Source organism: Streptomyces sp. NPDC096040 (genome assembly GCF_040303265.1).
Classification (GTDB): domain Bacteria; phylum Actinomycetota; class Actinomycetes; order Streptomycetales; family Streptomycetaceae; genus Streptomyces.
The window spans coordinates 35,017-58,074 of sequence record NZ_JBEOTA010000005.1; the positions used below are offsets into that span (position 1 = coordinate 35,017).

General features: G+C 70.7%; 20 protein-coding genes. 5 read left to right on the top strand and 15 right to left on the bottom strand.

The window, feature by feature from the left end:
* Nucleotides 1-158 precede the first annotated feature (158 nt).
* The 7 genes from cobT to ABTY98_RS07500 form a co-directional block, all read right to left on the bottom strand.
* On the bottom strand, nt 159-3,761 hold the full coding sequence (cobT, locus tag ABTY98_RS07470) for a nicotinate-nucleotide--dimethylbenzimidazole phosphoribosyltransferase (protein WP_352219927.1): 3,603 nt from the start codon (nt 3,759-3,761) through the stop codon (nt 159-161).
* 344 nt (nt 3,762-4,105) lie between these two features.
* The gene (cbiE, locus tag ABTY98_RS07475) at nt 4,106-5,332 is read right to left on the bottom strand and encodes a precorrin-6y C5,15-methyltransferase (decarboxylating) subunit CbiE (protein ID WP_352219928.1); all 1,227 of its coding nucleotides are present in this window, start codon (nt 5,330-5,332) and stop codon (nt 4,106-4,108) included.
* Between the two features lie 114 nt (nt 5,333-5,446).
* A complete protein-coding gene (locus ABTY98_RS07480) occupies nt 5,447-6,076 on the bottom strand; it encodes a GNAT family N-acetyltransferase (protein WP_352219929.1) in 630 nt (209 codons plus the stop codon).
* 176 nt (nt 6,077-6,252) lie between these two features.
* Nucleotides 6,253-7,089, bottom strand: a complete 837-nt coding sequence (locus tag ABTY98_RS07485) for a MetQ/NlpA family ABC transporter substrate-binding protein (RefSeq protein WP_352219930.1) — start codon at nt 7,087-7,089, stop codon at nt 6,253-6,255.
* Between the two features lie 76 nt (nt 7,090-7,165).
* A complete protein-coding gene (locus ABTY98_RS07490) occupies nt 7,166-7,876 on the bottom strand; it encodes a methionine ABC transporter permease (protein WP_352220190.1) in 711 nt (236 codons plus the stop codon).
* Between the two features lie 20 nt (nt 7,877-7,896).
* Entirely contained in the window at nt 7,897-8,931 is a 1,035-nt protein-coding gene (locus tag ABTY98_RS07495) for a methionine ABC transporter ATP-binding protein (RefSeq protein ID WP_352219931.1), read from the bottom strand.
* 320 nt (nt 8,932-9,251) lie between these two features.
* Nucleotides 9,252-9,908, bottom strand: coding sequence for an HAD family hydrolase (locus ABTY98_RS07500; protein WP_352219932.1), 657 nt, complete (start codon nt 9,906-9,908; stop codon nt 9,252-9,254).
* Nucleotides 9,909-9,977: 69 nt separating this feature from the next.
* Between ABTY98_RS07500 and ABTY98_RS07505 the strand changes: the two genes are divergently transcribed.
* Entirely contained in the window at nt 9,978-10,337 is a 360-nt protein-coding gene (locus ABTY98_RS07505) for a hypothetical protein (protein WP_352219933.1), read from the top strand.
* Entirely contained in the window at nt 10,318-10,758 is a 441-nt protein-coding gene (locus tag ABTY98_RS07510) for a hypothetical protein (protein WP_502994168.1), read from the top strand. Before ABTY98_RS07505 ends, ABTY98_RS07510 begins: the two co-directional genes overlap by 20 nt.
* Before the next feature lie 114 nt (nt 10,759-10,872).
* On the opposite strand, the gene ABTY98_RS07515 is transcribed toward ABTY98_RS07510, so the two are convergent.
* From ABTY98_RS07515 to ABTY98_RS07525, 3 genes are all read right to left on the bottom strand, one after another.
* Complete coding sequence (locus tag ABTY98_RS07515; protein WP_352219935.1) at nt 10,873-11,370, bottom strand: GNAT family N-acetyltransferase; 498 nt, start codon at nt 11,368-11,370, stop codon at nt 10,873-10,875.
* Nucleotides 11,371-11,414: 44 nt separating this feature from the next.
* The gene (locus ABTY98_RS07520; RefSeq protein ID WP_352219936.1) at nt 11,415-11,921 is read right to left on the bottom strand and encodes a sigma-70 family RNA polymerase sigma factor; all 507 of its coding nucleotides are present in this window, start codon (nt 11,919-11,921) and stop codon (nt 11,415-11,417) included.
* Nucleotides 11,922-11,994: 73 nt separating this feature from the next.
* Nucleotides 11,995-13,179, bottom strand: coding sequence for a glycerophosphodiester phosphodiesterase (locus ABTY98_RS07525; protein ID WP_352219937.1), 1,185 nt, complete (start codon nt 13,177-13,179; stop codon nt 11,995-11,997).
* Between the two features lie 321 nt (nt 13,180-13,500).
* On the opposite strand from ABTY98_RS07525, the gene ABTY98_RS07530 reads away from it, so the two are divergent.
* Both ABTY98_RS07530 and ABTY98_RS07535 read left to right on the top strand, forming a co-directional pair.
* Complete coding sequence (locus ABTY98_RS07530) at nt 13,501-14,172, top strand: lysophospholipid acyltransferase family protein (RefSeq protein ID WP_352219938.1); 672 nt, start codon at nt 13,501-13,503, stop codon at nt 14,170-14,172.
* Nucleotides 14,173-14,333: 161 nt separating this feature from the next.
* The gene (locus tag ABTY98_RS07535) at nt 14,334-15,968 is read left to right on the top strand and encodes a multicopper oxidase family protein (protein ID WP_352219939.1); all 1,635 of its coding nucleotides are present in this window, start codon (nt 14,334-14,336) and stop codon (nt 15,966-15,968) included.
* Between the two features lie 4 nt (nt 15,969-15,972).
* Here the strand turns inward: ABTY98_RS07535 and ABTY98_RS07540 are convergent, their stop codons facing one another.
* The 5 genes from ABTY98_RS07540 to ABTY98_RS07560 form a co-directional block, all read right to left on the bottom strand.
* On the bottom strand, nt 15,973-17,502 hold the full coding sequence (locus ABTY98_RS07540; protein WP_352219940.1) for an MFS transporter: 1,530 nt from the start codon (nt 17,500-17,502) through the stop codon (nt 15,973-15,975).
* Nucleotides 17,499-18,050, bottom strand: coding sequence for a TetR/AcrR family transcriptional regulator (locus ABTY98_RS07545; RefSeq protein ID WP_352219941.1), 552 nt, complete (start codon nt 18,048-18,050; stop codon nt 17,499-17,501). Before ABTY98_RS07545 ends, ABTY98_RS07540 begins: the two co-directional genes overlap by 4 nt.
* 85 nt (nt 18,051-18,135) lie before the next feature.
* A complete protein-coding gene (locus tag ABTY98_RS07550; RefSeq protein ID WP_352219942.1) occupies nt 18,136-19,110 on the bottom strand; it encodes an aldo/keto reductase in 975 nt (324 codons plus the stop codon).
* Between the two features lie 166 nt (nt 19,111-19,276).
* On the bottom strand, nt 19,277-20,710 hold the full coding sequence (gene argH / locus ABTY98_RS07555; protein WP_352219943.1) for an argininosuccinate lyase: 1,434 nt from the start codon (nt 20,708-20,710) through the stop codon (nt 19,277-19,279).
* A 78-nt stretch (nt 20,711-20,788) separates the two neighbouring features.
* Entirely contained in the window at nt 20,789-21,982 is a 1,194-nt protein-coding gene (locus ABTY98_RS07560; protein ID WP_352219944.1) for an argininosuccinate synthase, read from the bottom strand.
* A 212-nt stretch (nt 21,983-22,194) separates the two neighbouring features.
* On the opposite strand from ABTY98_RS07560, the gene ABTY98_RS07565 reads away from it, so the two are divergent.
* Nucleotides 22,195-23,055, top strand: a complete 861-nt coding sequence (locus ABTY98_RS07565; protein WP_352219945.1) for a hypothetical protein — start codon at nt 22,195-22,197, stop codon at nt 23,053-23,055.
* Nucleotides 23,056-23,058 lie beyond the last annotated feature (3 nt).

The following is a 23,058-nucleotide window of genomic DNA, read 5'->3' on the forward strand; positions in this document are numbered from 1 at the left end:
TTTAAGCGGCACCGGGTTTTGACGGGTCAGGTGTCCGATGGCTGAGCGTTGCGGGCCGGGTGCACGGCTGTGGGTGGTTGTGTCCACCCGTTCCGTCCCGGCGGAACGGGTGGACACAACCACCTGGTTGGCCAAGAGGAGACCCGGAACTGCCCTGCCTATTTCTCGGTCACGCCCGCAGAGTCGAACGTGGCCACCTCGTGCATCGCCCTCGCCGTGCTCTGCACCAGCGGAAGCGCCAGCAACGCGCCCGTGCCTTCGCCCAGGCGCAGGTCCAGGTCGACCAGGGGGCGCAGGCCCAGTTTGTTGAGGGCGGCGACATGGCCGGGCTCCGCGCTGCGGTGGCCCGCGATGCAGGCGGCCAGGACCTCGGGGGCGATCGCGCGGGCCACGAGCGCTGCCGCGCCTGCGCTGACGCCGTCCAGGATCACCGGGGTGCGAAGGGAGGCGCCGCCGAGCAACAGGCCGACCAACGCCGCGTGTTCGAAGCCGCCGACCGCGGCCAGGACGCCGATGGGGTCGGCCGGGTCCGGCTGGTGGATGTCCAGGGCGCGGCGGACGACCTCGGTCTTGCGGGCGAGGGTCTCGTCGTTGATGCCGGTGCCTCGGCCGGTGACCTCGGCGGGGTCGGCTCCGGTGTAGACGGAGATGAGCGCGGCGGACGCCGTGGTGTTGGCGATGCCCATTTCACCGGTGAGCAGGGCCTTGTTGCCGGCCGCCACCAGGTCGCGAGCGGTCTCGATGCCCACCTCGATGGCCTGTTTGGCCTCCTCGCGGGTCATCGCCGGGCCGGTCGTCATGTCGGACGTGCCCGCGCGGACCTTGCGGGGCAGCAGACCTGGCGTCGCCGGGAGCTCGGAGGCGACACCGACGTCCACCACGCACACCTCGGCGCCCACCTGGGACGCGAACGCGTTGCAGACCGCTCCCCCGCCGAGGAAATTGGCCACCATCTGCGCGGTGACCTCCTGGGGCCAGGGGGTGACGCCCTGCGCGTGCACGCCATGGTCGCCGGCGAAGATCGCGACGGCCGCGGGCTCCGGGATCGGCGGCGGGCACTGCCGGGACAGGCCGGACAGCTGGGCGGAGATGATCTCCAGCATGCCGAGCGCGCCGGCCGGCTTGGTCATCCGCTTCTGCCTCTCCCAGGCCTCGCCGAGCGCCTTGGCGTCCAGCGGGCGGATCCCGGCGACGGTCTCGGCGAGCAGGTCGTGCGGGTCCTCGCCGGGCAGGGCACGGCGGCCGTACGTCTCCTCGTGCACCACCCAGGACAGCGGGCGCCGCTTGGACCAGCCGGCCTGCATCAGCTCGGGCTCGTCCGGGAACTCGTCGACGTAGCCGACGCACAGGTAGGCGATGACCTCGAGGTGCTCGGGCAGCCCCAGCGCGCGGACCATCTCGCGCTCGTCGAAGAAGCTGACCCAGCCGACGCCGAGGCCTTCGGCGCGGGCGGCGAGCCAGAGGTTCTCGACGGCGAGGGCCGCGGAGTAGGGCGCCATCTGCGGCTGGGTGTGCCGGCCGAGGGTGTGGCGGCCGCCGCGGGTCGGGTCGGCGGTGACGACGATGTTGACCGGGGTGTCGAGGATGGCCTCGATCTTCAGTTCCTTGAACTGCTTCGCGCGGCCCTTGGGGAGGGACTTGGCGTAGGCGTCGCGCTGGCGCATGGCCAGTTCGTGCATGCTGCGCCGGGTTTCGGCGGACCGGATGACGACGAAGTCCCAGGGCTGGGAGTGGCCGACGGAGGGCGCGGTGTGGGCGGCCTCCAGGACACGCAGCAGCACCTCGTGCGGGATCGGGTCGCCGCGGAAGCCGTTGCGGATGTCACGGCGTTCACGCATGACCTTGAGGACGGCCTCGCGCTCGGCGTCGTCGTAGGCGGGCGCGGCCGGGCCGGTGGACTGACGTGCTTCTGCCACGGGGGCCGTGCTCTCTTCCTGGTCGGCGGCCCTGGTCTCCAGGTCCTCCGCTCGCTGTACGACATCGGGGTCCGCCACCGGACCGGGACCGGGCTCGGCCTCACGGGGCGCGGGGACGGTGGCGGCCTGCTCCCGTACGGTCTCGCCCTGGTCCTGGGCGGGGAGGACCAACGGGTGCGGCGGGGTCGGGGCGAGATGCGGGGTGGTCGGCACCTGGCCGTCGACGGCGACGAACTCGCCGAGGGTCTGGTCGGCCGTGGCTTCCGTCGGAACGGCCGCCGGGGGCTCCTCGGGCTGGGCCGCGGCGGCGCCCTGGGTCTGAGGGCCGGCGAGGGGCTGGGCAGGCGCCGGCTCAGGGAACTCGGGGGCAGCGGCCTCGGCCGGCGGTGCGACAGCCGCCGCGGGGAACTCGGCCGGAGCCTCCGGCGCTACGGCGTCCGGGGCGGCCTGTTCGGCCTCCGGGGCGGCGGGGGCGAAGGGCTCCGGCTGCTGCGGGGCCTCGGCGACGGCCGCTGGGGCGGGCGCCTCGGCAACGGCCTCCTCGGGCTGCACCGGCACGGGCGGCGCGGTGACCACCGGCTGACCGGCATCGGCCGGGGCGGCTTCCGGGGCGGGAACGGGCTCGGGCACCGGAACGGGTTCGGGCGCGATGGTCTCTGCGAGCTGCTCGGGTACGACCGGCTCCACGATCTGCGGCTCCGGCACGACGGGCGCCACGGGATGCACCGGCTCGGCCACCACGGCCTGGGCGGCCGGCTCCGGAACCACTGCCTCCACCACCGGCACCGCCTCAGGATCGGCAAACGAGCCGGGAGCCACTCCGGCACCGGGGGCCGGCACCGCGTCCTGCCCCGCCGGAACCTCAGGAACCGGCGCAACCTGCGGGATCTCCGGAACCTGCGGCGCCTCCGGAGCCTCCGCGACCACTGGCCCAGCCTCCGCCACGGCACCCGTCACAGGCCCCTGAACGCCTTCCGGGGCCTGCGCAACCTGCGGTGCCGTCGGTTCGGCAACGGGTACCGGAACGCCCCCGTCGACCGGCTGGGCCGCGCCCTCCGGACCGTACTCGGTGTCGGCCCGCATCTCGACTCCCACCGGTGCCTGCTGCTCCGCCGCGACGCCTGCGACGCCGGACGGATCGGCAGCGGGGAAGTGCTGAGCCACCACGGACTCCTGGGCGAAAGCCACGGGAGCCAGGGGAGCCTCGGGAGTGACCGTCTCCGGTGCCGGAACAACCGTTTCGCCAGCCGGGGCCTGTGCGCTCACCTGTGCCACCGGCGCGGCCTGCGGGACGGCGGCCTGCGGGACCGCCGTCTGCGGCGCGCCCCAGGGCGCGGCCGACTGAGGCGCGGCCTCGTGCAGCGGCTGTGCGTCGAGGTACTCGGGACCGGCCGTCGGCAGGCCCGGCTGCCGGACCGGCGTGCCGGCCGGCCCACGGTCGGCGAGGGAGCGGACCGGACTGGCGGAGGTGTCGGGGATCGGCGGACCGAGGTGCAGCGGGCGGCGCGGGGCCGGGGCGGCCGCAGGATCGTGGGGCACCGAGAGGATCGGGGACGCCGGTACCGAGTTGGGCAGCCGGACGGCGCTGAGGTCGACCGACCCGCTGTCCCGGCCGTCCGTCTCGTGCGGGCCGGGCTCGTGGACGGTCTCGACGACCGGCTCCGGGGCCGGCGGCGGCACTTCGTTGCCCCAGGCGCCCTGGGTGCCCGGCAGCAAGAGGTCTTCGTCCTCGGCGGGCGACTCGGAGAGGTAGGTGTACGCGCCGTGCGCGGGAACGCCCGGCTGTTCCACCATGCCTGCGCTCTCCGGCAGTCCCTCGCCCGGGACCTGGCCGGTGTCCGTCATGCGTACCCCTCGCCCATCGGTTAGTGCCTTCTACGACCAGCTCACCCGGGACGGCGCACCGACCGCCCCGCAGTGAAGAACGAGCGTGCGTGCCCAGCGGCACGAACGACCCGCCGGAAAAGGCGACAAAGCCATTCAGTGGCATTGTCCCGGCCGTTCGACCGTCGCGACAGCGTGATCCGCGACAGCCCGCTGTGGACTGCGCCACGTTGCGCGTCCCCGGTTCTGCCGTACCACACCCGCCCCAAAAGAGGCGCGTTTTCCGGATATTGACGAACGAATTTCCGGGCCACCGGTGCGGTGCAGCGATCGGCCAGCCTACCGCGCGCAGTATGACAACAGGATCACGGGGCGCGTTCGGGAAGAACGCCGCTGAGCAGGAACGCGACGTGCCGCTCGGTCTCCGTCCAGGCCCTGGTGTCGAGTTCGACGGACTGCAGGAGTGCGCACTCGACCTGATATCCGTGCTCGGTCAGGTCGCGTCCGATGAGTTCGGCCGCGTCGCGGGTGGCGGCATGGGTGACGATGCGCTGCGGGCGGCGGTCGGCGACCGCGGTGACCACGGCCGCTCCCCCGCCGCCGACCCGGACGACATCGGGTTCGGGCAGGTTCTCCAGCACATGGGGCGCACCGCCGTGCACGATCTGGAGCTGGACCCCGAACTTGCGGGCGGCCGACTCGCTGCGGACGCAGGCCGCGAGGTCCCGGTCGACGGCGATGACGGCGGCTCCGGCGCGCGCGGCCTCGGTGGCGAACGCGCCGCTGCCGCACCCGATGTCCCAGACCAGGTCCCCCATCCGGGGGCCCAGCCGGGCGAGTTGGGCGGCCCTCAGCAGATCCGTTTCCCCTTCGCCGAGCGCGGCTCCCTCGCCGTACTCCGCATCCGGCTGCACCCAGCCGCGCGGGCCGGCCGACGGGTCCCGGCCCGCGATCCAGCCACTGCCCTCGCCGGCCGCCAACGGTGCGGAAGGACCGCCGATGACGATGACGACGTTGGGGTCGCGCCAGGTGTGGTCGGCGGCCTTGTCGGAGGTGACGACGCTGACCTGCTCGCGGTCGGTGCCGAGTTCCTCGCAGATGACGAAGGTGCGGTGGACGCCCTCCATCAGCAGGCCGAGTTCGGCGGGTCCGGCGCCGGGTGAGGTGAGGACGGCGACCTTGGTGTGGGCGCGGCACACATTCACCGCGCGTCGCAGGGTGCGCCGGTGTGCGACGACCACCTGGGCGTCGTCCCAGGGCATGCCGGCGCGGGCGAAGGCGGCGGCCACCGAGGAGACGGCGGGGACGACCTCGACCTCCAGGCCGAACTCGGGCGCGCGCAGGGTCCGTACGACGCCGAAGAAGCCGGGGTCGCCGTCGGCGAGCACCACCGCGGTGCCGCGGTGGCCGGCGATACGGCGGGCGGCGAGGGCGACGCTGCCGAGGCGGATGCGCTCGGCGGTCTGTGGCACCTCGGGGAGGGCGAGATGGTGGGCCGCGCCCGCGACGAGCGTGGCGGCGCCGAGCGCGCCGCGTCCTGCGGCGGTCAGGGGCGAGCCGTCCCAGCCGATCACCGTGACCCGGTCGGCCATCGTCGTCAGTCTCCAGGGTTTTCGCAGGTCGTCATGGTCCGGGGCCCGTGGGCGGGCTCCGTGAGAGTACCTGGTGGAGCTGTCCGGCGCGCGGCGGGGCGAGTCCCGTCGGCGTCAGTTCCAGGAGGTGAAGCCACCGCTCTCGGCGAGTTCCTCGCCCGCGCCGTCCAGGTCCTCCGGGAGCAGGCTCCACACGATGAAGTCGGTGCGCACGTCCGCCCAGGTGCCGTCCTCGGTGCGGACGTGGACTATGCAGGCGTTGCGCAGCACGCCCTCGCTGATCGAGCCGATCTTCTGGGCCACCTGCTGGGAGGCGGTGTTGTCGGCGGCGGTACGGATCTCGATGCGTTCGAGTTTCTGGTCGCCGAAGAGCCAGTGGGCGGTGGCGAGCGCGGCCTCGGAGGCGTAGCCCTCGCCGCGGGCCCAGGGGGCGATGATGTACGACAACTCGGTCGACCGGATGTGCCAGTTGGTCTTGGTGAGCTGGATGACGCCGACCAGGCGCTGGGTGAGGAACTCGGTGACCGCGAGGTCGAGGCCCCGCCCCTCGGTGCGCTCGGCGGAGGCGTAGTCGGTGATCCAGTGCCGGGCCGCGTCCTCGGTGAACGGCTGGGGCACGTCGGTCCAGGCCGCGACCTGCTCGTCGTTCATCATCTCGGTCAGGGCGGGCACGTCGTCCTCGTCGAGGGGACGCAGCACCAACCGCTCCGTGCTGATGGAGATGTTGGGGAAGGTGCTAGCCATGCGCCACTCCGTAACCTTCGGAAATCCTTCAGGGCCCTGCGAACTGCCCAGCATGCAGCATGAAACCACTGAACCGCACGACGGGGTCCACCCGCGGTGAGCGAGTGGACCCCGTGCGTGGCGATACGCCGTATACGTGCCGTCGGAAAGTCGTACAGCTGCCGTCGGAGGGACGATCAGAAGGACGGGATGACCGAGCCCTGGTACTTGTCCTCGATGAACTTCTTGACCTCGGGCGACGTCAGGAGCTTGGCGAGCTTCTTCACCCGCGGGTCCTTCTCGTTGCCCTTCTTCACGGCGAGGAAGTTGCCGTACGGGCTGTTCTTCGCGGACTCCAGGACGAGGGCGTCCTTGGCGGGCTTGATACCGGCCGAGATGGCGTAGTTGCCATTGATCACCGCGGCGTCCACGTCGTCCAGGGAGCGCGCGGTCTGGGCCGCCTCGACCTCCTTGAACTGGAGGTTCTTCGGGTTCCTGGCGATGTCCTGCGGGGTCGCCTCGCTGCCGGCACCGTCCTTGAGGGTGATGAGCCCGTTGGCGGCGAGCAGCTTGAGGGCACGCGCCTCGTTCACCGCGTCGTTCGGGACGGCGACGGTCGCACCGCTCTTGAGCGCGTCGGCGCTCTTGACCTTGTGGGAGTAGAGGCCGAGCGGCTCCAGGTGGACCGTGACGACGGGCACGATGTGGGTGCCGCGCTTCTTGTTGAAGTCGTCGAGGTACGGCTGGTTCTGGAAGTAGTTGGCGTCCACCGAGCCGTCCTCGGTCGCGGTGTTCGGCACGATGTAGTCCTGGAACTCCTTGACCTCCAGGTCGAGTCCGGCCTTCTTCGCCAGGTGGTCCTTGACGTAGTTCAGGATCTCGGCGTGCGGGGTCGGGCTCGCGGCGACGACCAGCGGTCCGCTGTAGTCGGAGGAGCCGGAGGCGGAGTCCTTGCCCGAGCCGCAGGCGGTGAGCCCGAAGGTGAGGGCTCCGGCGGCGAGGACGGCGGTGGTGAGCTTGGCGGTGTTACGCACGAAAAGTGCCTTTCCTTAAGGGTGGAGCGACCCCGCGGTGGGTGGTGCGGGGAAATCTGTGGGGGGTGCGAGCGGCTCAGACGGTCTTGCTGGTGGCCGTCGAGGCCTTCAGCAGCCGCAGCTTCGGCGCCGGGCCGGACTGTCCGCCGCGCCGGTGCAGGGAGCGGGCCGTGTAGTCGCCGGCGAACTGGATGAGCGAGATGACGACGGCGAGGATCGCCACGGTGATCCACATCAGCTCGGTCTCGAAGCGCTGGTACCCGTACCGGATGGCGATGTCGCCGAGCCCGCCGGCGCCCACCGTGCCGGCCATGGCCGAGTAGCCGATGAGCGCGACGATCGTGGTCGTGGTGGAGGAGATCAGCGAGGGCAGCGACTCCGGTACGAGGACCTTCCGTACGACGGTCCAGGTGTTGCCGCCCATCGACTGCACGGCCTCCACGAGCCCGCCGTCCACTTCGCGGACGGCCGTCTCGACCAGACGCGCGAAGAACGGGATGGCACCGATGGCGAGCGGCACGATGGCGGCCTCGCGGCCGATGGTCGTCCCGGTGATCGAGCGCGTGAAGTTCATCAGCGCGACCATGAGGATGATGAACGGCATCGAGCGGGCGATGTTCACTATCTGCCCGATGACTTTGTTGGCCAGCACGTTCTGGAGCAGTCCGCCGCGGTCGGTGAGGACGAGCAGGACGCCGAGCGGGAGTCCGCCGACGACGGCGATCAGCGTGGACCAGCCGACCATGTAGAGGGTGTCCCAACACGCCTGGGACAGCAGCGGCTGCATCGCAGACCAATCAGTCCAGCTCACTTGGCACCTTCCTTCACCAGCGCGGGCTCCTGGCCCACCACGTCGATCTGCAGGCCCTGTTCGCGCAGGAAGCCGATGGGCACCACGTTGTCCTCGTAGCGGCCGGGCAGTTCGATGCGCATCCGGCCGATCTGAAGGCCGCCGACGGTGTCGATGGCGGCGCCGAGGATCGATATGTCGATGTTGTAGGTGCGGGAGAGCTGGGAGATGACCGGCTGGGTGGCGGCCTCGCCGCGGAAGGTGACGTCGAGGACGGTGCGGTCGTCGCCGGAGGCCTCGCCGCCCACCGGGAAGAGTGCGGCGGCCAGTTCGGACCCGGGGGTGCCGAGCAGCTCACTGACGGTCCCGGACTCGACGATGCGGCCCTTCTCCATGAGGGCGGCCGAGTCGCAGATCGACTTCACCACGTCCATCTCGTGCGTGATGAGCAGGACGGTCAGGCCCAGCTGCCGGTTCAGGTCGCGCAGCAGCTGGAGGATGGAGCGGGTGGTCTCCGGGTCGAGGGCGCTGGTGGCCTCGTCGGAGAGCAGCACCTTGGGGTCGCCGGCGAGTGCGCGGGCGATACCGACACGCTGCTTCTGACCGCCGGAGAGCTGGGCCGGGTAGGCCCTCGCCTTGTCGCCGAGACCGACGAGGTCGAGCAGCTCCAGCGCCTTGCGGGAACGTTCCTTCCCCGACGTGCCGAGGATTTCGAGCGGCAGCTCGACATTGTCCTGGACGGTCCGGGAGGAGAGCAGGTTGAAGTGCTGGAAGACCATGCCGATACGGCTGCGTGCCTGCCGCAGCTCCTTGCCGGCCCGGGGGCCGCGTCCGGCGAGGGCGGTGAGGTCCTGGCCGCCGACCGTCACGGTGCCGGCGGTGGGACGCTCCAGGAGGTTGACGCAGCGGATGAGCGAGGACTTGCCGGCGCCGGACTGGCCGATGACGCCGTACACCTCGCCCTCGCGGACATGCAGATCGACCCCGTCGAGGGCGGTGATCTCGCGGCCGCGGGAGCGGTAGACCTTGGTCAGGCCCGTTGTGGTGATCACTGGGATTCCATCACTGTTGAGTACGCGGGCGTGGGTGTGCCCTGGTACGGGAGGGAAAATGTGCGCGGGGCAGCCGGGTCACATACGGCTCAGGGCGTACGGACAGGCCACGGCGGCGGCTCGCTTCGGGGCGCGAGGCTCTGGGGTGGTGCGGGGGCCCTCTAGAAGGCGCACATTCGACACATACAACGAGCACCGGGCGTCATGGTCGCCTCGGTCGCAGGGGTGCGGTCGCTCGTCGTGGTCATGCGATCAGTAAACCAGACGGACGGTCCTGACAGGCCGCCGCTGTCCGCATGCTGGACAGCGGCGGACGCACGTCAGCCGCGCGTCGAGATCTCGACGACGTGGTCGGTGACCAGCGCCGACAGGGCCGAGAGGTCCTGCACCACGAGGTCGGCGTCCAGCTCATGCGCCTGGTGGGTTGTGGTCAACGCCACGGTGGTCATCCCGGCGGCGCGGCCTGCCTGGAGACCGGCCGGGGCGTCCTCGAAGACCACGCAGCCGGCCGGGTCGACGCCCAGCCTGCGGGCGGCGAGGAGGTAGGGCTCGGGGTCGGGCTTGCCGCGGGTGATGTCGTCCGCGGCTATCAGCGTCTTCGGTCGTATCCCGACCGCGTCCAGGCGGGCCTCGGCGAGCCGGCGGGTGGCGGAGGTGACGACGGCCCAGCGGTCGGCGGGGAGGGAGTCGAGCAGGACGGCGGTGCCGGGGAGCAGCTGGACACCGCCGTTGGGGACGTCCTCCACCTCCAGCTGCTCGACCCGGGCGACCGCCTCCGGGACGAGGTGGGCGGGGAGCAGGTCGGCGACGATCTCGGCGGCGGGGCGGCCGTGCAGTTCGACGCGGGCGAAGTCCTCGGTGACGCCGTACTCGACGGCCCAGCGGGTCCAGCAGCGGTCCACGGAGGCGAGGGAGGAGACCAGGGTGCCGTCGTTGTCGAAGAGCAGGGCTTGTGCGTGGATCGTCCGGAGCGTCATGGTCCCGACCCTACGGCGCAGGGCGGGGGCGACGACGTCGGGCCTTTTCGGCCGTAATAAGGTCACCGCATGCTCAATGCCCTGCTGCTGGTGACCGGAGTCGCCGCGCTGCTGCTCGCCGCGTGGTGCGGCTGGGCCGCGTACCGGGACCAGCCGACGAAGGACTGGCACTTCATCGGGATGGCCGTGGTGTCGGTGCTGGCGGTGATCCAGCTGGTGGCCGGGATCGTGCTGCTGGTGCGGGGCGACAAACCGGCGCAGGGTACGACGATCTTCGTGGCCTATCTGCTGGGGGCGTTCGCGTGTGTCCCTGCCGCGGGGTTCATGTCGCTCGCCGAACGGACCCGATGGGGTTCCGTGACCGTCGCCGCGGGCGGTGTGGTGCTGGCCGTGCTGGAGGTGCGGCTCTATGACATCTGGGGAGGGTGAGATGACGACCGTGGAGCAGAGGCCGAAGCGGCTCACCAGTGGGCCGGGCACGCTTCTCGTGTGGTTCTACGGCGTGATGGTCGTCGGGGCCGTGTCGCGATCCGTGTACCAGATCGCGACCGAGTTCGACCGGGCGCCGCTCGCGTACTCGCTGTCGGCGGTCGCGGGGGTGGTGTACGGGTTCATCACGTACACGCTCGTGCGGGGCGGCGAGGCCGCGCGCAAGGCGGCACAGGTGTGCTGTGCCGCCGAGCTCGCCGGGGTGTTGATCGTGGGTACCTGGACCCTCGTCGACCCTTCTGCGTTCCCGGACGCGACCGTGTGGTCGGACTACGGGATGGGGTACGTGTTCATTCCTGTGCTGTTGCCGGTTTCCGCGTTGTACTGGTTGCGGAAGGCGCCCAAGCAGCAGGAGGGCTGAGCGACATGGGCGACTGCGGACCGTTGTGGCCGGTCGCGCCCGCGCGGTGGTGGCCGCAAATCGAACACAGCCCCGCGCCCCTTTCGGGGCGCTCCGGTTCGGGGCGTTGAGAAGCTAGGCCGTTGTCGCGTACGTGCTGGCCGGCTTTTCCAGGACGATCATGGGTACGCCGTCCTGGCCCTTTGACGTGCCTACCGTCTCGTAGCCGACCCGGCGGTACAGGCGCAGGTTGCCCTCGCTCCTGTGGCCGGTGAACAGGCGGAACTTCTTGGCTCCGCGTTCTCCTTCCAGTGCCGCCTCCGCCGCGCGCAGCAGCCTCGCGCCGATGCCGTGGCCCTGGAGGCGGGGGTGGACGCAGAGCTTGCCGATGGCGGCGGCGCCGTCCTCGGTGACCGAGCCGCGGACCGAGCCGACGACCTCCTCGCCGAGGCGGGCGACGAAGACGCAGTCGGAGGCGACCTCCTGGCGGACCGAGTCGAGGCTCTGGACGAGCGGGTCGATGCGGTAGTTGCCGTACAGCGCCGCCTCGCTCTGGAAGCACAGGTACTGGAGCCTGAAGATCTGCTCTGCGTCCTGCTCGGTCGCCACCGAGATGGTCACGCTCATGCCCATGTGCGCACGCCTCCCGCTCACCTGATCGCCTGTCGTTCTCACTCCTATCCCCGCGCTTCGCGGGACGCAACCTCCGGCGTCAACAATCGGCGCAGACATCCCAGACATCTGGAACGTTCCGGTCCCAGACTGCCCTGTGAGATACCCAACTCCCCCGCGATCTCCCGGTATGTCAGGTCCTTCGGGGAGAGCAGGGCCTGGAGGAGGCGGGGGCAGCGGCCGGGGAGGCGGGCGACCGCCTCGCGCAGGGCGCGGTGGTGGGCGGTGGTGACGGCGCGCTGTTCGGGGGTGGGGGTGGTGTGGTCGGTGGGTTCGGTGCCGTAGGAGCGTTCATGCCGTGTCGTACGACGGGTGCGGCGGGACTCGGCCCTGACGGCTCTGCGCAGCCAGTCCTCGGGGGCCCGTGGCGGGCCGTGGGTCTCCAGCCGCTCCAGCAGACGGAGCCAGACGGTCTGTTCCAGGTCGCCGGGATCGCTTCCGCAGGCATATGCCTCGGCAGAGGCCTCGGCGGTGAGCAGGGGGCCCAGGGCGGCAACCAGGTCGTGCGTCATATGCGGAACGACGCGGCCGCCCCGGGGCAGGTTGCCGGGGCGGCCGGAGACACCCCGAACGGGGTCCTGGGGCTCAGCCGTTGACGAAGGCGTCGCGGGCCAGGATCGCGGTGTCGGCGTTGTCCGAGAAGACTCCGTCGATGCCGGTCTCGAAGTACGTCTGGAAGACGGGGAAGACATCGCCGTACGCGGTGACGTCGCCGCCCTTGCGGTAGGCCGGCGGCAGGAAGGGGTTCTCGTTGCGCATGGTGTAGGGGTGCAGGATCAGTCCCACCTTGTGCGCGTCCGCGACCAGCGTGCTCGGCGTGGTGAAGTTGCCGTTCGCGTCCTTCGGGATGATCAGGTCCACGGTCGGGCCGATGCCCTGCGCGTAGCCGGCGATCTCCCGCAGGCCCTTCGGCGTGATCAGGTCGGCGACGGTGCGCGGGTCGCCGGTCGCGACGAAGTCGTAGGGCTGGGTGTTCGCGGCGGAGAGCAGGACGACCAGCGGGTTGTCGACCAGCGTGTTCAGGCGCTGGATGCTGGTCGGCTCGAAGGACTGCAGGATGACCGGCGAGTTCCGCTTGTCCTTGCCGTACTTGCGCAGCAGCTTGGCGACCCGCTCCTCAAGTCCGAGGCCCAGCTTGCGGAAGTAGGTGGGGTGCTTGGTCTCGGGGTAGATCCAGACCTGCTTGCCACGCTTGCGGGTCTGCTCGTCCTGCCACTTGAGGACTTCCTCGAAGGTGGGGATCTCCCAGCGGCCGTTGTAGAGCGTGTTGTGCGGGCGGTTGGCCGGGATGCGCTCGATCGCGCGCAGTGTCTTCAGCTCGGCGAGCGTGAAGTCCTCGGTGAACCAGCCGGTGGTGGGGATGCCGTCCAGGACCTTGGTGGTCTTGCGGTCGGCGAACTCCTTGTGGTCGGCGACGTCCGTGGTGCCGCCGATCTCGGGCTCGTGACGGCAGACCAGGTAGCCGTCCTTGGTGGGGCACAGGTCGCCGGCCTCGACGACGTCGGCGCCGAGGTCGAGGGCCAGGTTGTAGGAGCCGAAGGTGTGCTCCGGGCGGTAGCCGCTGGCGCCCCGGTGGCCGATGACCGTCGGCTTGGGCAGGCTCTTCAGGCCGCCGATGCCGTGGCCGGACTGCTTCGCCTCGGCCGCTCTGGCGGCGCCGGGCAGTCCGAGGACCGCTCCGCCGGCGCCGAGCACCGCGGCACCGAGCAGCGCCCGCCGTCCGGTCGTACCGTTCACCTGTGTCCGCTCGTCCGAGTCGTTCGCGTTCATGAGCGCTCTCCTGACCTTCGCCCTTCGATGCCGGCTGATCGTAGGGCTGCGGACGTGACCGACGGGAGACCGCCGACCCAACGGTCGGGTGACGCCGTATGGCTGACGAACGGCGACTCATGACGGTCTGTCGGCGACTTCCGTCACATCGTCGCGACCGTGTCGCGAGCTGTCTCCTGGGCGGCACCGCAGGTAAACCAACGTCAACAGTGCGTAAGACCTCGGTGAACCGACGGTGCTCGATGTGCGCTCCCCACAGAGCCGCGAGTAATGTCCTCACCTGCACAGACTCATACCGCCCCCTCGACATCGGAGGACCCGTTGTCCCGCTTCGCGTTCATCAAGGCAGCGCTCGGACCGATCATGCGCCTGATGTTCCGCCTCCAGGTGGAGGGCGTGGAGCACATCCCCGGAGACGGTCCGGTCATCCTCGCCGGGAACCACCTGACGTTCATCGACTCGATGATCCTGCCGCTGGTGAGCAAGCGGCAGGTGTTCTTCATCGGCAAGGACGAGTACGTCACCGGGAAGGGCTTCAAGGGCCGGCTGATGGCCTGGTTCTTCACCGGGGTCGGCATGATCCCGGTGGACCGGGACGGCGCGAGCGGCGGTGTCGCCGCACTGATGACCGGCAAGCGGGTTCTGGACGAGGGCAAGATCTTCGGGATCTACCCCGAGGGCACCCGCTCCCCCGACGGCCGGCTGTACCGGGGCCGTACCGGCATCGCCCGGCTGACGCTGATGACCGGCGCGCCGGTGGTGCCGTTCGCGATGATCGGCACGGACAAGCTGCAGCCGGGCGGTGCGGGCATCCCGCGGCCCGGCAAGGTGACCGTCCGCTTCGGCGAGGCCATGGAGTTCTCCCGGTACGAGGGGATGGACCGGGACCGCTATGTGCTGCGGGCCGTGACCGATTCGGTGATGGCCGAGGTCATGCGGCTCTCCGGGCAGGAGTACGTGGACATGTACGCGACGAAGGCGAAGGCCGCCTGACACTCTTTCGGCGGACGGGCACGGACCGGGGGTCCGTGCCCGTCTGTCTGCCGTTCGCCTGACATCCCTGACGTCCGCCTGGCGGTGGAATCTGGCCCGACACTTCGGTTATTCCTGCGCATTTACCGGCCATATGAGCACACAGCATGTCTTATTCAGACATGCAGAAACCTTCTCGGCGTACCCTGCTCCTTGCTCCGTTCGCTGCCGCCGGTGCGGAGCTCCTGGCCGCTTGTTCCGACTCGGACTCCTCCTCCCGGTCCGGCCCGCAGCACACGGCCCGGACGGCGGCGTTCGTCCCGCAGGGACCCAAGGGGTTTGTCAACCCGTCGGATCCAGAGGTGCTCGCGACCGAGCGGAAGCGTGGCTCCGGCCCCGTCCGCATGGTCACGTTCACGGCTGCCGAGAGCCTGCTGGACCTGGGCGGGCAGTCCGTGCACAGCTGGGCTTACAACGAGTCGGTCCCGGGGCCGCTGGTGCGGGTCACCGCCGGTGACGTCCTGAGCCTGACCCTCAGCAACCGGCTGACCGAGAAGACCACGCTGCACGCCCACGGGGTGCGGCTGCGCTGCGACATGGACGGCGTTCCCGACCTGACCCAGCCCGGCATCGCGCCGGGGACGGACTTCGTCTACCGCTTCGTCGCCGCCCACCCGGGCACGTATCTGCTGCATTCACACGTCGACATGCAGCCCGACCGCGCCCTGTACGCGCCGTTCATCGTCGACGACCCGAAGGAGCCCCTCGCCTACGACAAGGAGTGGATCGTCGTCCTGGACGACTGGGTCGACGGCATCGAGGGCTCCACCCCCGACAAGGTGCTCGACCAGCTCAAGCCGGGCGGCTCCATGGCCATGCACATGGGGATGGGCATGGGCCCCGGCCACGGCAGCCCGAGCCCGCACGGGTCGGCGAGCGCGTCCGCGACACCCTCCAGGTCCAGCAAGCAAACGGGCCCCGACCGGGTGCTGCGCGACTCCCACAGCCGCATGCTGCACGGCGAGGGCGGCAACGTCGCCTACCCCCACTACCTGGCCAACGGGCGGCTGCGCACCGACCCCTCCGTCTTCCGCTGCCGCCCCGGCGACCGTGTCCGGATCCGCATCATCAACGCGGGCTCCGAGACGGCCTTCCGGGTCGCACTCGGCGACCACGCCATGACCGTCACCCACACCGACGGCTACCCCGTGCAGCACAAGCGGACCGACGCCCTGCTCGTCGGCATGGCCGAGCGGTACGACGTCCTCATCACCGCCAAGGACGGCGTCTTCCCCCTGGTCGCACTCGCCGAGGGCAAGAAGGGCAAGGCGCTCGCGGTCCTCCGCACGGACAAGGGAAGGAACCTTCCGGCGCCGGATGTCCGCCCGGACGAGCTGGACCGCGAGGTCGTGCCGGCGCGCCGTCTGCTGCCGGCCGAGTCCGTCGCCATGGACGACCGGGTGCCCGACCGCGACCTGCGGATCAGGATCACGGGCACGATGCAGAAGTACGACTGGGGGTTCGACCACAAGCCGTACGACGTGCGGCAGCGGCATGCGGTGCGGGCCGGTGAGAGGGTGCGGCTGACCCTCATCAACGCGACCGACATGTGGCATCCGATGCATCTGCACGGGCACACGTTCTCGGTCACCGGGCTGAACTCGGCGGGGGCCCGGAAGGACACGACGATCGTGCTGCCGCACCGCAAGCTGGTGCTCGACTTCGACGCCGACAATCCCGGGTTGTGGATGCTGCACTGCCACAACCAGTACCACTCGGAGAGCGGGATGATGACGGTGCTCGGTTACAAGAAGTGAGGTGTCACGCCTGCGTGCCGCTTTCCAGTTTCTGCCCCTTCAGCAGGAACCAGGCCTCCACTGCCGTCGCCAGCAGGACCACGGCGCCCGCGCCCGAGGCCAGGTGCAGGCCGTGGACGAAGGAGTTCCGGGCCGCCGCCAGCATCTCGGTCGCCGAGTGGGGAGGCATGGCCGTCGAGGCCTGCACCGCCGCGCCCAGGGATTCGTGGGCGGCGGCCGGGGTGCCCGCCGGGGCCGGGAAGCCGCGGTAGACGCCCATCACGATCGAGCCGAGCAGGGCGATGCCCAGGGCCGCGCCCAGTTCGTACGCCGTCTCGGAGACCGCCGAGGCGGCGCCGGCCTGGTCCTTGGGGACGCTGGAGAGGATGACGTCCGCCGTGACCGTGAAGGAGAAGCCGGCGCCGACGCCGACCACCAGAAGGGCCGCGCCGAGGATCGGGTAGCCGGTGGACTGCGCGAGCGTGGTCAGGGCCGCGAGGGCCACGCCGACGGCCGCCAGGCCGCCGGAGACCACCGCCCGTACCGAGTGGCGGCGGGCCGCCCGGCCGGCCACCAGGCCCGCCGCAACCGCGCCCACGGCGGCGGGGAGTTCGGCCAGGCCCGCCTCGAACGGATGCCTGCCCTGGACCAGTTGCAGATACTGGGAGAGGAAGAACACCAGGCCAGACATGCCGAGTACGGTCAGCAGGTCGGCGAGGACCGCCCCGCTGAAGCCGCGTCCGCGGAACAGCCGCATGTCCAGCAGGGGCCTGGGCATGGTGAGTTGGCGGCGGACGAAGCCGTAGAGGGCCGCGGCGCCGAGGAGGGCGGCGGCCGCGGTGACGCCGGTGACGCCGTGGGTCGCGGCCTCCTTCACCGCGTACACGACCGCGATCATGCCGACCAGCGACAGGACGACACTGGTCAGGTCCCAGGGGCCGGGGTCGGGGTTACGGGACTCGGGGAGCGTCCTGATGCCGACGAGGACCAGGACCACCATCACCGGCAGGTTGATGAGGAAGACCGAGCCCCACCAGAAGTGTTCGAGCAGGAAGCCGCCCACGATGGGGCCGACCGCCGTACCGGCGGAGGCGGTGGCGCCCCAGATGCCGACGGCGAGGCTGCGCTCACGCGGGTCGTGGAAGAGGTTGCGGATCAGGGCGAGGGTGGCGGGCATCAGGGTCGCGCCGGCGACGCCCAGCAGGGCGCGGGCCGCGATCATCGTCCCAGGGGTGGTCGCGTACGCGTTCAGGACGGATATCGCGCCGAACGCGGTGGCGCCGCCGAGCAGGATCCGCTTGCGGCCGATGCGGTCGCCGAGGCTGCCCATGGAGACCAGCAGTCCGGCGATGACGAACGAGTAGACGTCACCGATCCACAGCAGCTGGGTGCCGGAGGGTTTGAGGTCTTCGCTGATGTAAGGGGTCGCGAGGCCGAGGACGGTCGCGTCCACGGCCACCAGCAGCACGGCCAGTACGAGGACGGCGAGCGCGAGCCAGCGGCCCGGACGCTTGTCCGTCTCCCTCGCGAAGGCCGGCTGCAGGGTGCTGGTCATGATTCCTCTCTTCGTCGCGCGCCGCCGAGCAACAGCTCGACGATCATGTGGGTGAAGTCCTTGGGGGCGACCCTGCCCTCCGACACCGCCCAGGCGGCGGAGGCCAGCAGGCCGTACAGCGCCTCGGTGAGCCAGGCGGGCGTGAGATCGATACGGAACTCGCCGCTCTGCTGGCCGCGTCGGAAGAGGGCCGCGATGCGGTCGTCGATCCGGGTCCAGCCCGGGTTCTGCTGCCCGCCCTCGAACAGCTGGTTCTCGGTGTAGAGGAAGGCCAGGAGGCCGGCGGCCGGTTCGATCTCGCGGACCAGGCGGTGGACGGCCTCGGCCGCCGGGCCCTCGTTCAGGCGGGCCGCGTCCAGGGCCGCCTCGCACTCCTCGATGCCGAGCGCCTCCAGCGCGCGGACGAGCGCGTCCCGCCCCGCGAAGTGCCGGTGCAGGGTGGCCCGGCTGATCCCGGCGGCCTTGGCGACCTCGTCCATGGTCGCGGTGGATTTACGGGTCAGCAGGGCGGCTGCGCTGCGCAGCACCTGCTCACGATCGAGGGCCATGAGACAATGGTATCCCACTTGAGACAAACTTGTCTCACTCTGGGCATGCGCGACTCACAAGAGGCTGGTCGGAGATGGTTTCGCGTCAGTGCCAGGGCAGGCTGCCGCGCCGCTCCCAGTACGCCTCGGGCTCCTCGACCAGGGCGGCGAGGCGGGCCAGCTGGTCCTCGTCGAGATCGACCGCGGCCGCGTGGAGGTTCGAGACGAGCTGGGTGAGCGTCGCCGCGCCGGAGAGAACGACTCCGGCCCAGGGCTGTCGCAGTACGACCGCGAGAGCGACGGCGTCACAACCGAGGCCGGTCTCCTCGGCCACCGCCCGCAGCGCGTCGGGAGCGTGCGGCCCGGCCAGCCGGCCGTTGGCCATGCCCTCCTTCACGATCACCGTCAGTCCGGCGTCGTGCGCCTCGGCGAGGGCGGGGCCGGCCGAGGTCTCCAGCGCGTTGTACGTCGACTGGACGGTACGGAAGAGGGGCTCGCCGTCGACCGTGACGGCGAGGGCGGCGCGGACGGCGTCGGCCTGGGCGGGGCCGCTCGTGGAGAAGCCGATGGTGAGGCCGGTGGACGCGGCTTCCGCGAGGCGGGCGTGCAACTCCTTGTCGGTGAGGGCCGGGCTGTCCGGGGTCACCGAGTGGATCTGGTAGAGGTCGAGGTGGTCGCCGAGGAGTTCGGCGGTCTCGGCGCGCTGGCGGTCGTACGTCTGGACGGTGTGGTCCTTGACCTCGTGCGTCTCGGCGTCCGCCGACCAGCCGGCGGTGTAGGTGTAGCCCCATTTGCTGCCGACGACCACCTCGGCGGCGGCGTCGGGGCGGGCGTTCAGCCAGTCGGCGAGGAACTCCTCGGAGCGGCCGTACGAGCGGGCCACGTCGAAGTAGCGGACGCCCTGGGCGTAGGCGGCGTCGAGGAGTTCGTGCGTGCGGGTGCGGAGGGCGGCGACGCTGCGGTCCTCTCCGAGGTCCTCCTCGCGGCCGAGGTTGATGTAGCCGGGGCGGCCGACCGCGGCGAGGCCGAGGCCGATGTGACAGGTCGGCGTGGTCGCGGTCGCGAGGCGGGCGAAGGGCATCGCGGGCTCCGTTTCGGTCGGCTCCGGTACGGCTTCCGACCAACGTAACCCGCGATGACCTTCGCCTCGGAGCTCGGGCGGTGCGGTGTGTTGACGGGCGCGGACGCGTTGTGGCTTGTCGCGCCCACGCGGCGGAACCGCAAATTGATACAGCCCCGCGCCCCCTTCAGGCCTGTTGCCGGGCCGTTGCCCAGGAGTGCTGGGCCGCCACGTTCGCCTTGACCTCCGCCAGCTGGGTCGCCACCGCGCTCGGTGCCGTGCCACCCCGGCCGTTGCGGGAAGCCAGCGCGCCCGGGACGTTCAGGACCGACCGCACCTCCGGCGTCAGGTGGGCGGAGATCTTCGCGAACTGTTCGTCCGTCAGCTCGTCCAGTTCCTTGCCCTCGGCCTCCGCGGCCTTGACGCACTCGCCCGCCACCTCGTGGGCCACGCGGAACGGGACGCCCTGCTTGACCAGCCACTCCGCGATGTCCGTGGCGAGGGAGAAGCCGGCCGGGGCCAGCTCCTCCATGCGCTCGCGGTTGACGGTGAGGGTGGCCATCATGCCGGTGAAGGCGGGGAGCAGGACCTCCAGCTGGTCGCAGGAGTCGAAGACCGGCTCCTTGTCCTCCTGGAGGTCGCGGTTGTAGGCGAGAGGGAGGGCCTTGAGAGTGGCGAGGAGCCCGGTGAGATTGCCGATGAGCCGGCCCGACTTGCCGCGCGCCAGCTCCGCGATGTCCGGGTTCTTCTTCTGGGGCATGATCGACGAGCCCGTGGAGAACGCGTCGTGCAGGGTCACGAAGGAGAACTCCTTCGTGTTCCAGATGATGATCTCCTCGGCGATCCGGGAGAGGTTCACCCCGATCATCGCGGTGATGAAGGCGAACTCGGCGACGAAGTCACGGGAGGCCGTGCCGTCGATCGAATTGCCGACGCTGCCGTGCTCGAAGCCGAGGTCCGCGGCCACCGCCTCCGGGTCCAGGCCGAGCGAGGAGCCGGCCAGGGCGCCTGAGCCGTACGGGGAGACGGCCGTGCGGTCGTCCCACTGGCGCAGCCGCTCCGCGTCCCGGGACAGGGACTGGACGTGGGCCAGGACATGGTGGGCGAAGAGGACCGGCTGGGCGTGCTGGAGGTGGGTGCGGCCGGGCATGGCCACGTCCGGGTGGGCTTCCGCGAGGCCGATCAGGGCGTCCTGGAGGTCGGCGATCAGGCCGCCGATCACACGGGCGTGATCCCGGAGGTACATCCGGAACAGGGTCGCGACCTGGTCGTTGCGGGAGCGGCCCGCGCGGAGCTTGCCGCCGAGGTCGGGGCCGAGACGCTCCAGGAGGCCGCGCTCCAGAGCCGTGTGGACGTCCTCGTCGGCGATGGTGCCCACGAAGGAGCCGTCGGCGACATCGGCCTCCAGCCGGTCGAGGCCGGCGATCATGCGCTGGAGTTCGTCCTTGGTGAGCAGGCCCGCCTTGTGCAGCACGCGCGCGTGGGCACGCGAACCGGCGATGTCGTAGGGCGCGAGCCGCCAGTCGAAGTGGACGGACGCCGACAGTTTCGCCAGGGCCTCGGCGGGACCGTCGGCGAAACGGCCGCCCCAGAGCCGTACGTCACCGCTGTTGCTGCTCACTTGCGTTGCTCCTAGAGAGATAGGGATGTGGCGCCGCCTCCCCACCTGCGGGTGAGGAGACGGTAGTCACGCTACTGCTTAGGCCAGGTCGCGCTTGGCCGCGATTTTGGACGACAGACCGTAGATGTCGATGAAGCCCTTGGCCGCGGCCTGGTCGAAGGTGTCGCCGGTGTCGTAGGTGGCGAGGTTGAAGTCGTAGAGGGAGGAGTCGGAGCGGCGGCCGGTGACCACCGCGCGGCCGCCGTGCAGGGTCATGCGGATGTCGCCGGTGACGTGCCGGCTCGCCTCGTCGACGAAGCCGTCCAGGGCGCGCTTGAGCGGGGAGAACCACTGGCCGTCGTAGACGAGTTCTCCCCAGCGCTGCTCCACCTGCCGCTTGTAGCGGGCGAGTTCGCGCTCGACGGTGACGTTCTCCAGTTCCTGGTGGGCGGTGATCAGCGCGATGGCGCCCGGGGCCTCGTACACCTCGCGGGACTTGATGCCGACCAGCCGGTCCTCGACCAGGTCGATCCGGCCGACGCCCTGGGCGCCGGCGCGCTCGTTGAGCTCCTGGATCGCCTGGAGCACGGTGACGGGCCTGCCGTCGATCGCGACCGGGGCACCCTGCTTGAAGGTGACGACCACCTCGTCGGCCTCGCGCGGGGTGGCGGGGTTCTGGGTGTACTCGTAGATGTCCTCGATCGGGCCGTTCCAGATGTCTTCCAGGAAGCCGGTCTCGACGGCGCGGCCGAAGACGTTCTGGTCGATGGAGTACGGGGACTTCTTGGTGGTCGCGATCGGGAGGTGCTTCGCCTCGCAGAAGGCGATGGCCTTGTCGCGGGTCATCGCGTAGTCGCGGACCGGGGCGATGCAGGTCAGGTCGGGGGCGAGGGCGACGATGCCGGCCTCGAAGCGGACCTGGTCGTTGCCCTTGCCGGTGCAGCCGTGGGCGACCGTCGTGGCGCCGTGCTTGCGGGCCGCGGCGACCAGGTGCTTGACGATCGCCGGCCGGGAGAGGGCGGAGACCAGCGGGTAGCGGTCCATGTAGAGGGCGTTGGCCTTGATCGCCGGGAGGCAGTACTCCTCGGCGAAATCGTCCCTGGCGTCGGCGACCTCGGCCTCGACCGCACCGCACGCGAGGGCGCGCTTGCGGATGACGTCCAGGTCCTCGCCGCCCTGGCCGACGTCCACCGCGACGGCGATGACCTCGGCGCCCGTCTTCTCGGCGATCCAGCCGATGGCGACGGAGGTGTCCAGCCCGCCCGAGTAGGCGAGTACGACGCGCTCGGTCATGGGTCCCTCCTCAGCTAATCCACTACTATGCATGAGTATGCAGAGCTCTGCATGATTCGTCAATCGGACCCGCTCCGCTCACGGATGCCTTTCCGGGCGGTGTCAGAGATTCGTGAAAGAGGTTTGAACAAACGAAACCGCTTTCTCGTACCCATGCCTGAACGCCGGCGCCGCGTCTGTAAACCCACCTCTGACCCAAGTGAGGCATCCGCATGTCCAGGGCTCTTCCGAAGTACAACAAGCGTCGCGTCGCGCTCATCGGCGGTGCCGCCGCCGTGGCGCTGTCCGGTGCGGTCATCGCCGGCTCGGCCCTCGCCGGGACGCCCGACAAGAGCGGCGGCACCAGCAACGCGCGCACCCTCGCCGCCTCGCCCGGGACGATCACCTGCCCGGACGTCGCCTCGCAACTGCCCGCGATCCCGGCCTCCGCGCGGGCCGAGGTCGACCGCAACCTCACGCTCCTCCAGACGCAGATCCAGGAGGCCGACAAGCGGCTGGTCGACACGGTGGGCCAGGGCGGGCCCAACTTCGTGAACAACGCGATCCTCGGTCCCCTCAAGGACAAGCGCGTGGCGACCATCAACCGCATCGCGACGGCGATCGGCCGTACGGCCGCCAAGCCGACCGGCCTGGACGCGCTGGCGCCGTGCACCCTGAACGCGAGCGGGACCGGCACGAACACGGGCAGCGGCACGGCGACAGGCACGGCCTCGGCCACGCCGAGCGCGGCGGCCACCCAGCAGCAGTCGACCGGCGGCACAGGCACGGGCAGCTCCGCGGTGGGCACGATCACCTGCCCCGACGTCGCCTCGCAGCTGCCCGCGATCCCCGCCTCCGCGCAGGCGGAGGTCGACCGGAACCTCACCCTGCTCCAGACTCAGATCGACGAGGCCGACAAGCGTCTCCAGACCACGGTCGGGCAGGGCGGCCCGAACTTCGTGCAGAACGCGATTCTCGGCCCCCTGACCGACAAGCGGAAGTCGACCATCGACCGGATCGCGATCGCCATCGGCCGTACGTCGGCCAAGCCGACCGGCCTGGACTCCCTGGCCGCCTGCACGCTCACCAAGTGACGT

What these genes read in the sequence shown, in the direction of transcription:
- cobT (WP_352219927.1), bottom strand. Translation starts at nt 3,761, where the DNA reads ATGACGGACACCGGCCAGGTCCCGGGCGAGGGACTGCCGGAGAGCGCA.
- cbiE (WP_352219928.1), bottom strand. Translation starts at nt 5,332, where the DNA reads ATGGCCGACCGGGTCACGGTGATCGGCTGGGACGGCTCGCCCCTGACC.
- ABTY98_RS07480 (WP_352219929.1), bottom strand. Translation starts at nt 6,076, where the DNA reads ATGGCTAGCACCTTCCCCAACATCTCCATCAGCACGGAGCGGTTGGTG.
- ABTY98_RS07490 (WP_352220190.1), bottom strand. Translation starts at nt 7,876, where the DNA reads ATGCAGCCGCTGCTGTCCCAGGCGTGTTGGGACACCCTCTACATGGTC.
- ABTY98_RS07500 (WP_352219932.1), bottom strand. Translation starts at nt 9,908, where the DNA reads ATGACGCTCCGGACGATCCACGCACAAGCCCTGCTCTTCGACAACGAC.
- ABTY98_RS07505 (WP_352219933.1), top strand. Translation starts at nt 9,978, where the DNA reads ATGCTCAATGCCCTGCTGCTGGTGACCGGAGTCGCCGCGCTGCTGCTC.
- ABTY98_RS07510 (WP_502994168.1), top strand. Translation starts at nt 10,318, where the DNA reads ATGACATCTGGGGAGGGTGAGATGACGACCGTGGAGCAGAGGCCGAAG.
- ABTY98_RS07515 (WP_352219935.1), bottom strand. Translation starts at nt 11,370, where the DNA reads ATGGGCATGAGCGTGACCATCTCGGTGGCGACCGAGCAGGACGCAGAG.
- ABTY98_RS07520 (WP_352219936.1), bottom strand. Translation starts at nt 11,921, where the DNA reads ATGACGCACGACCTGGTTGCCGCCCTGGGCCCCCTGCTCACCGCCGAG.
- ABTY98_RS07525 (WP_352219937.1), bottom strand. Translation starts at nt 13,179, where the DNA reads ATGAACGCGAACGACTCGGACGAGCGGACACAGGTGAACGGTACGACC.
- ABTY98_RS07535 (WP_352219939.1), top strand. Translation starts at nt 14,334, where the DNA reads ATGCAGAAACCTTCTCGGCGTACCCTGCTCCTTGCTCCGTTCGCTGCC.
- ABTY98_RS07540 (WP_352219940.1), bottom strand. Translation starts at nt 17,502, where the DNA reads ATGACCAGCACCCTGCAGCCGGCCTTCGCGAGGGAGACGGACAAGCGT.
- ABTY98_RS07545 (WP_352219941.1), bottom strand. Translation starts at nt 18,050, where the DNA reads ATGGCCCTCGATCGTGAGCAGGTGCTGCGCAGCGCAGCCGCCCTGCTG.
- ABTY98_RS07550 (WP_352219942.1), bottom strand. Translation starts at nt 19,110, where the DNA reads ATGCCCTTCGCCCGCCTCGCGACCGCGACCACGCCGACCTGTCACATC.
- ABTY98_RS07560 (WP_352219944.1), bottom strand. Translation starts at nt 21,982, where the DNA reads ATGACCGAGCGCGTCGTACTCGCCTACTCGGGCGGGCTGGACACCTCC.
- ABTY98_RS07565 (WP_352219945.1), top strand. Translation starts at nt 22,195, where the DNA reads ATGTCCAGGGCTCTTCCGAAGTACAACAAGCGTCGCGTCGCGCTCATC.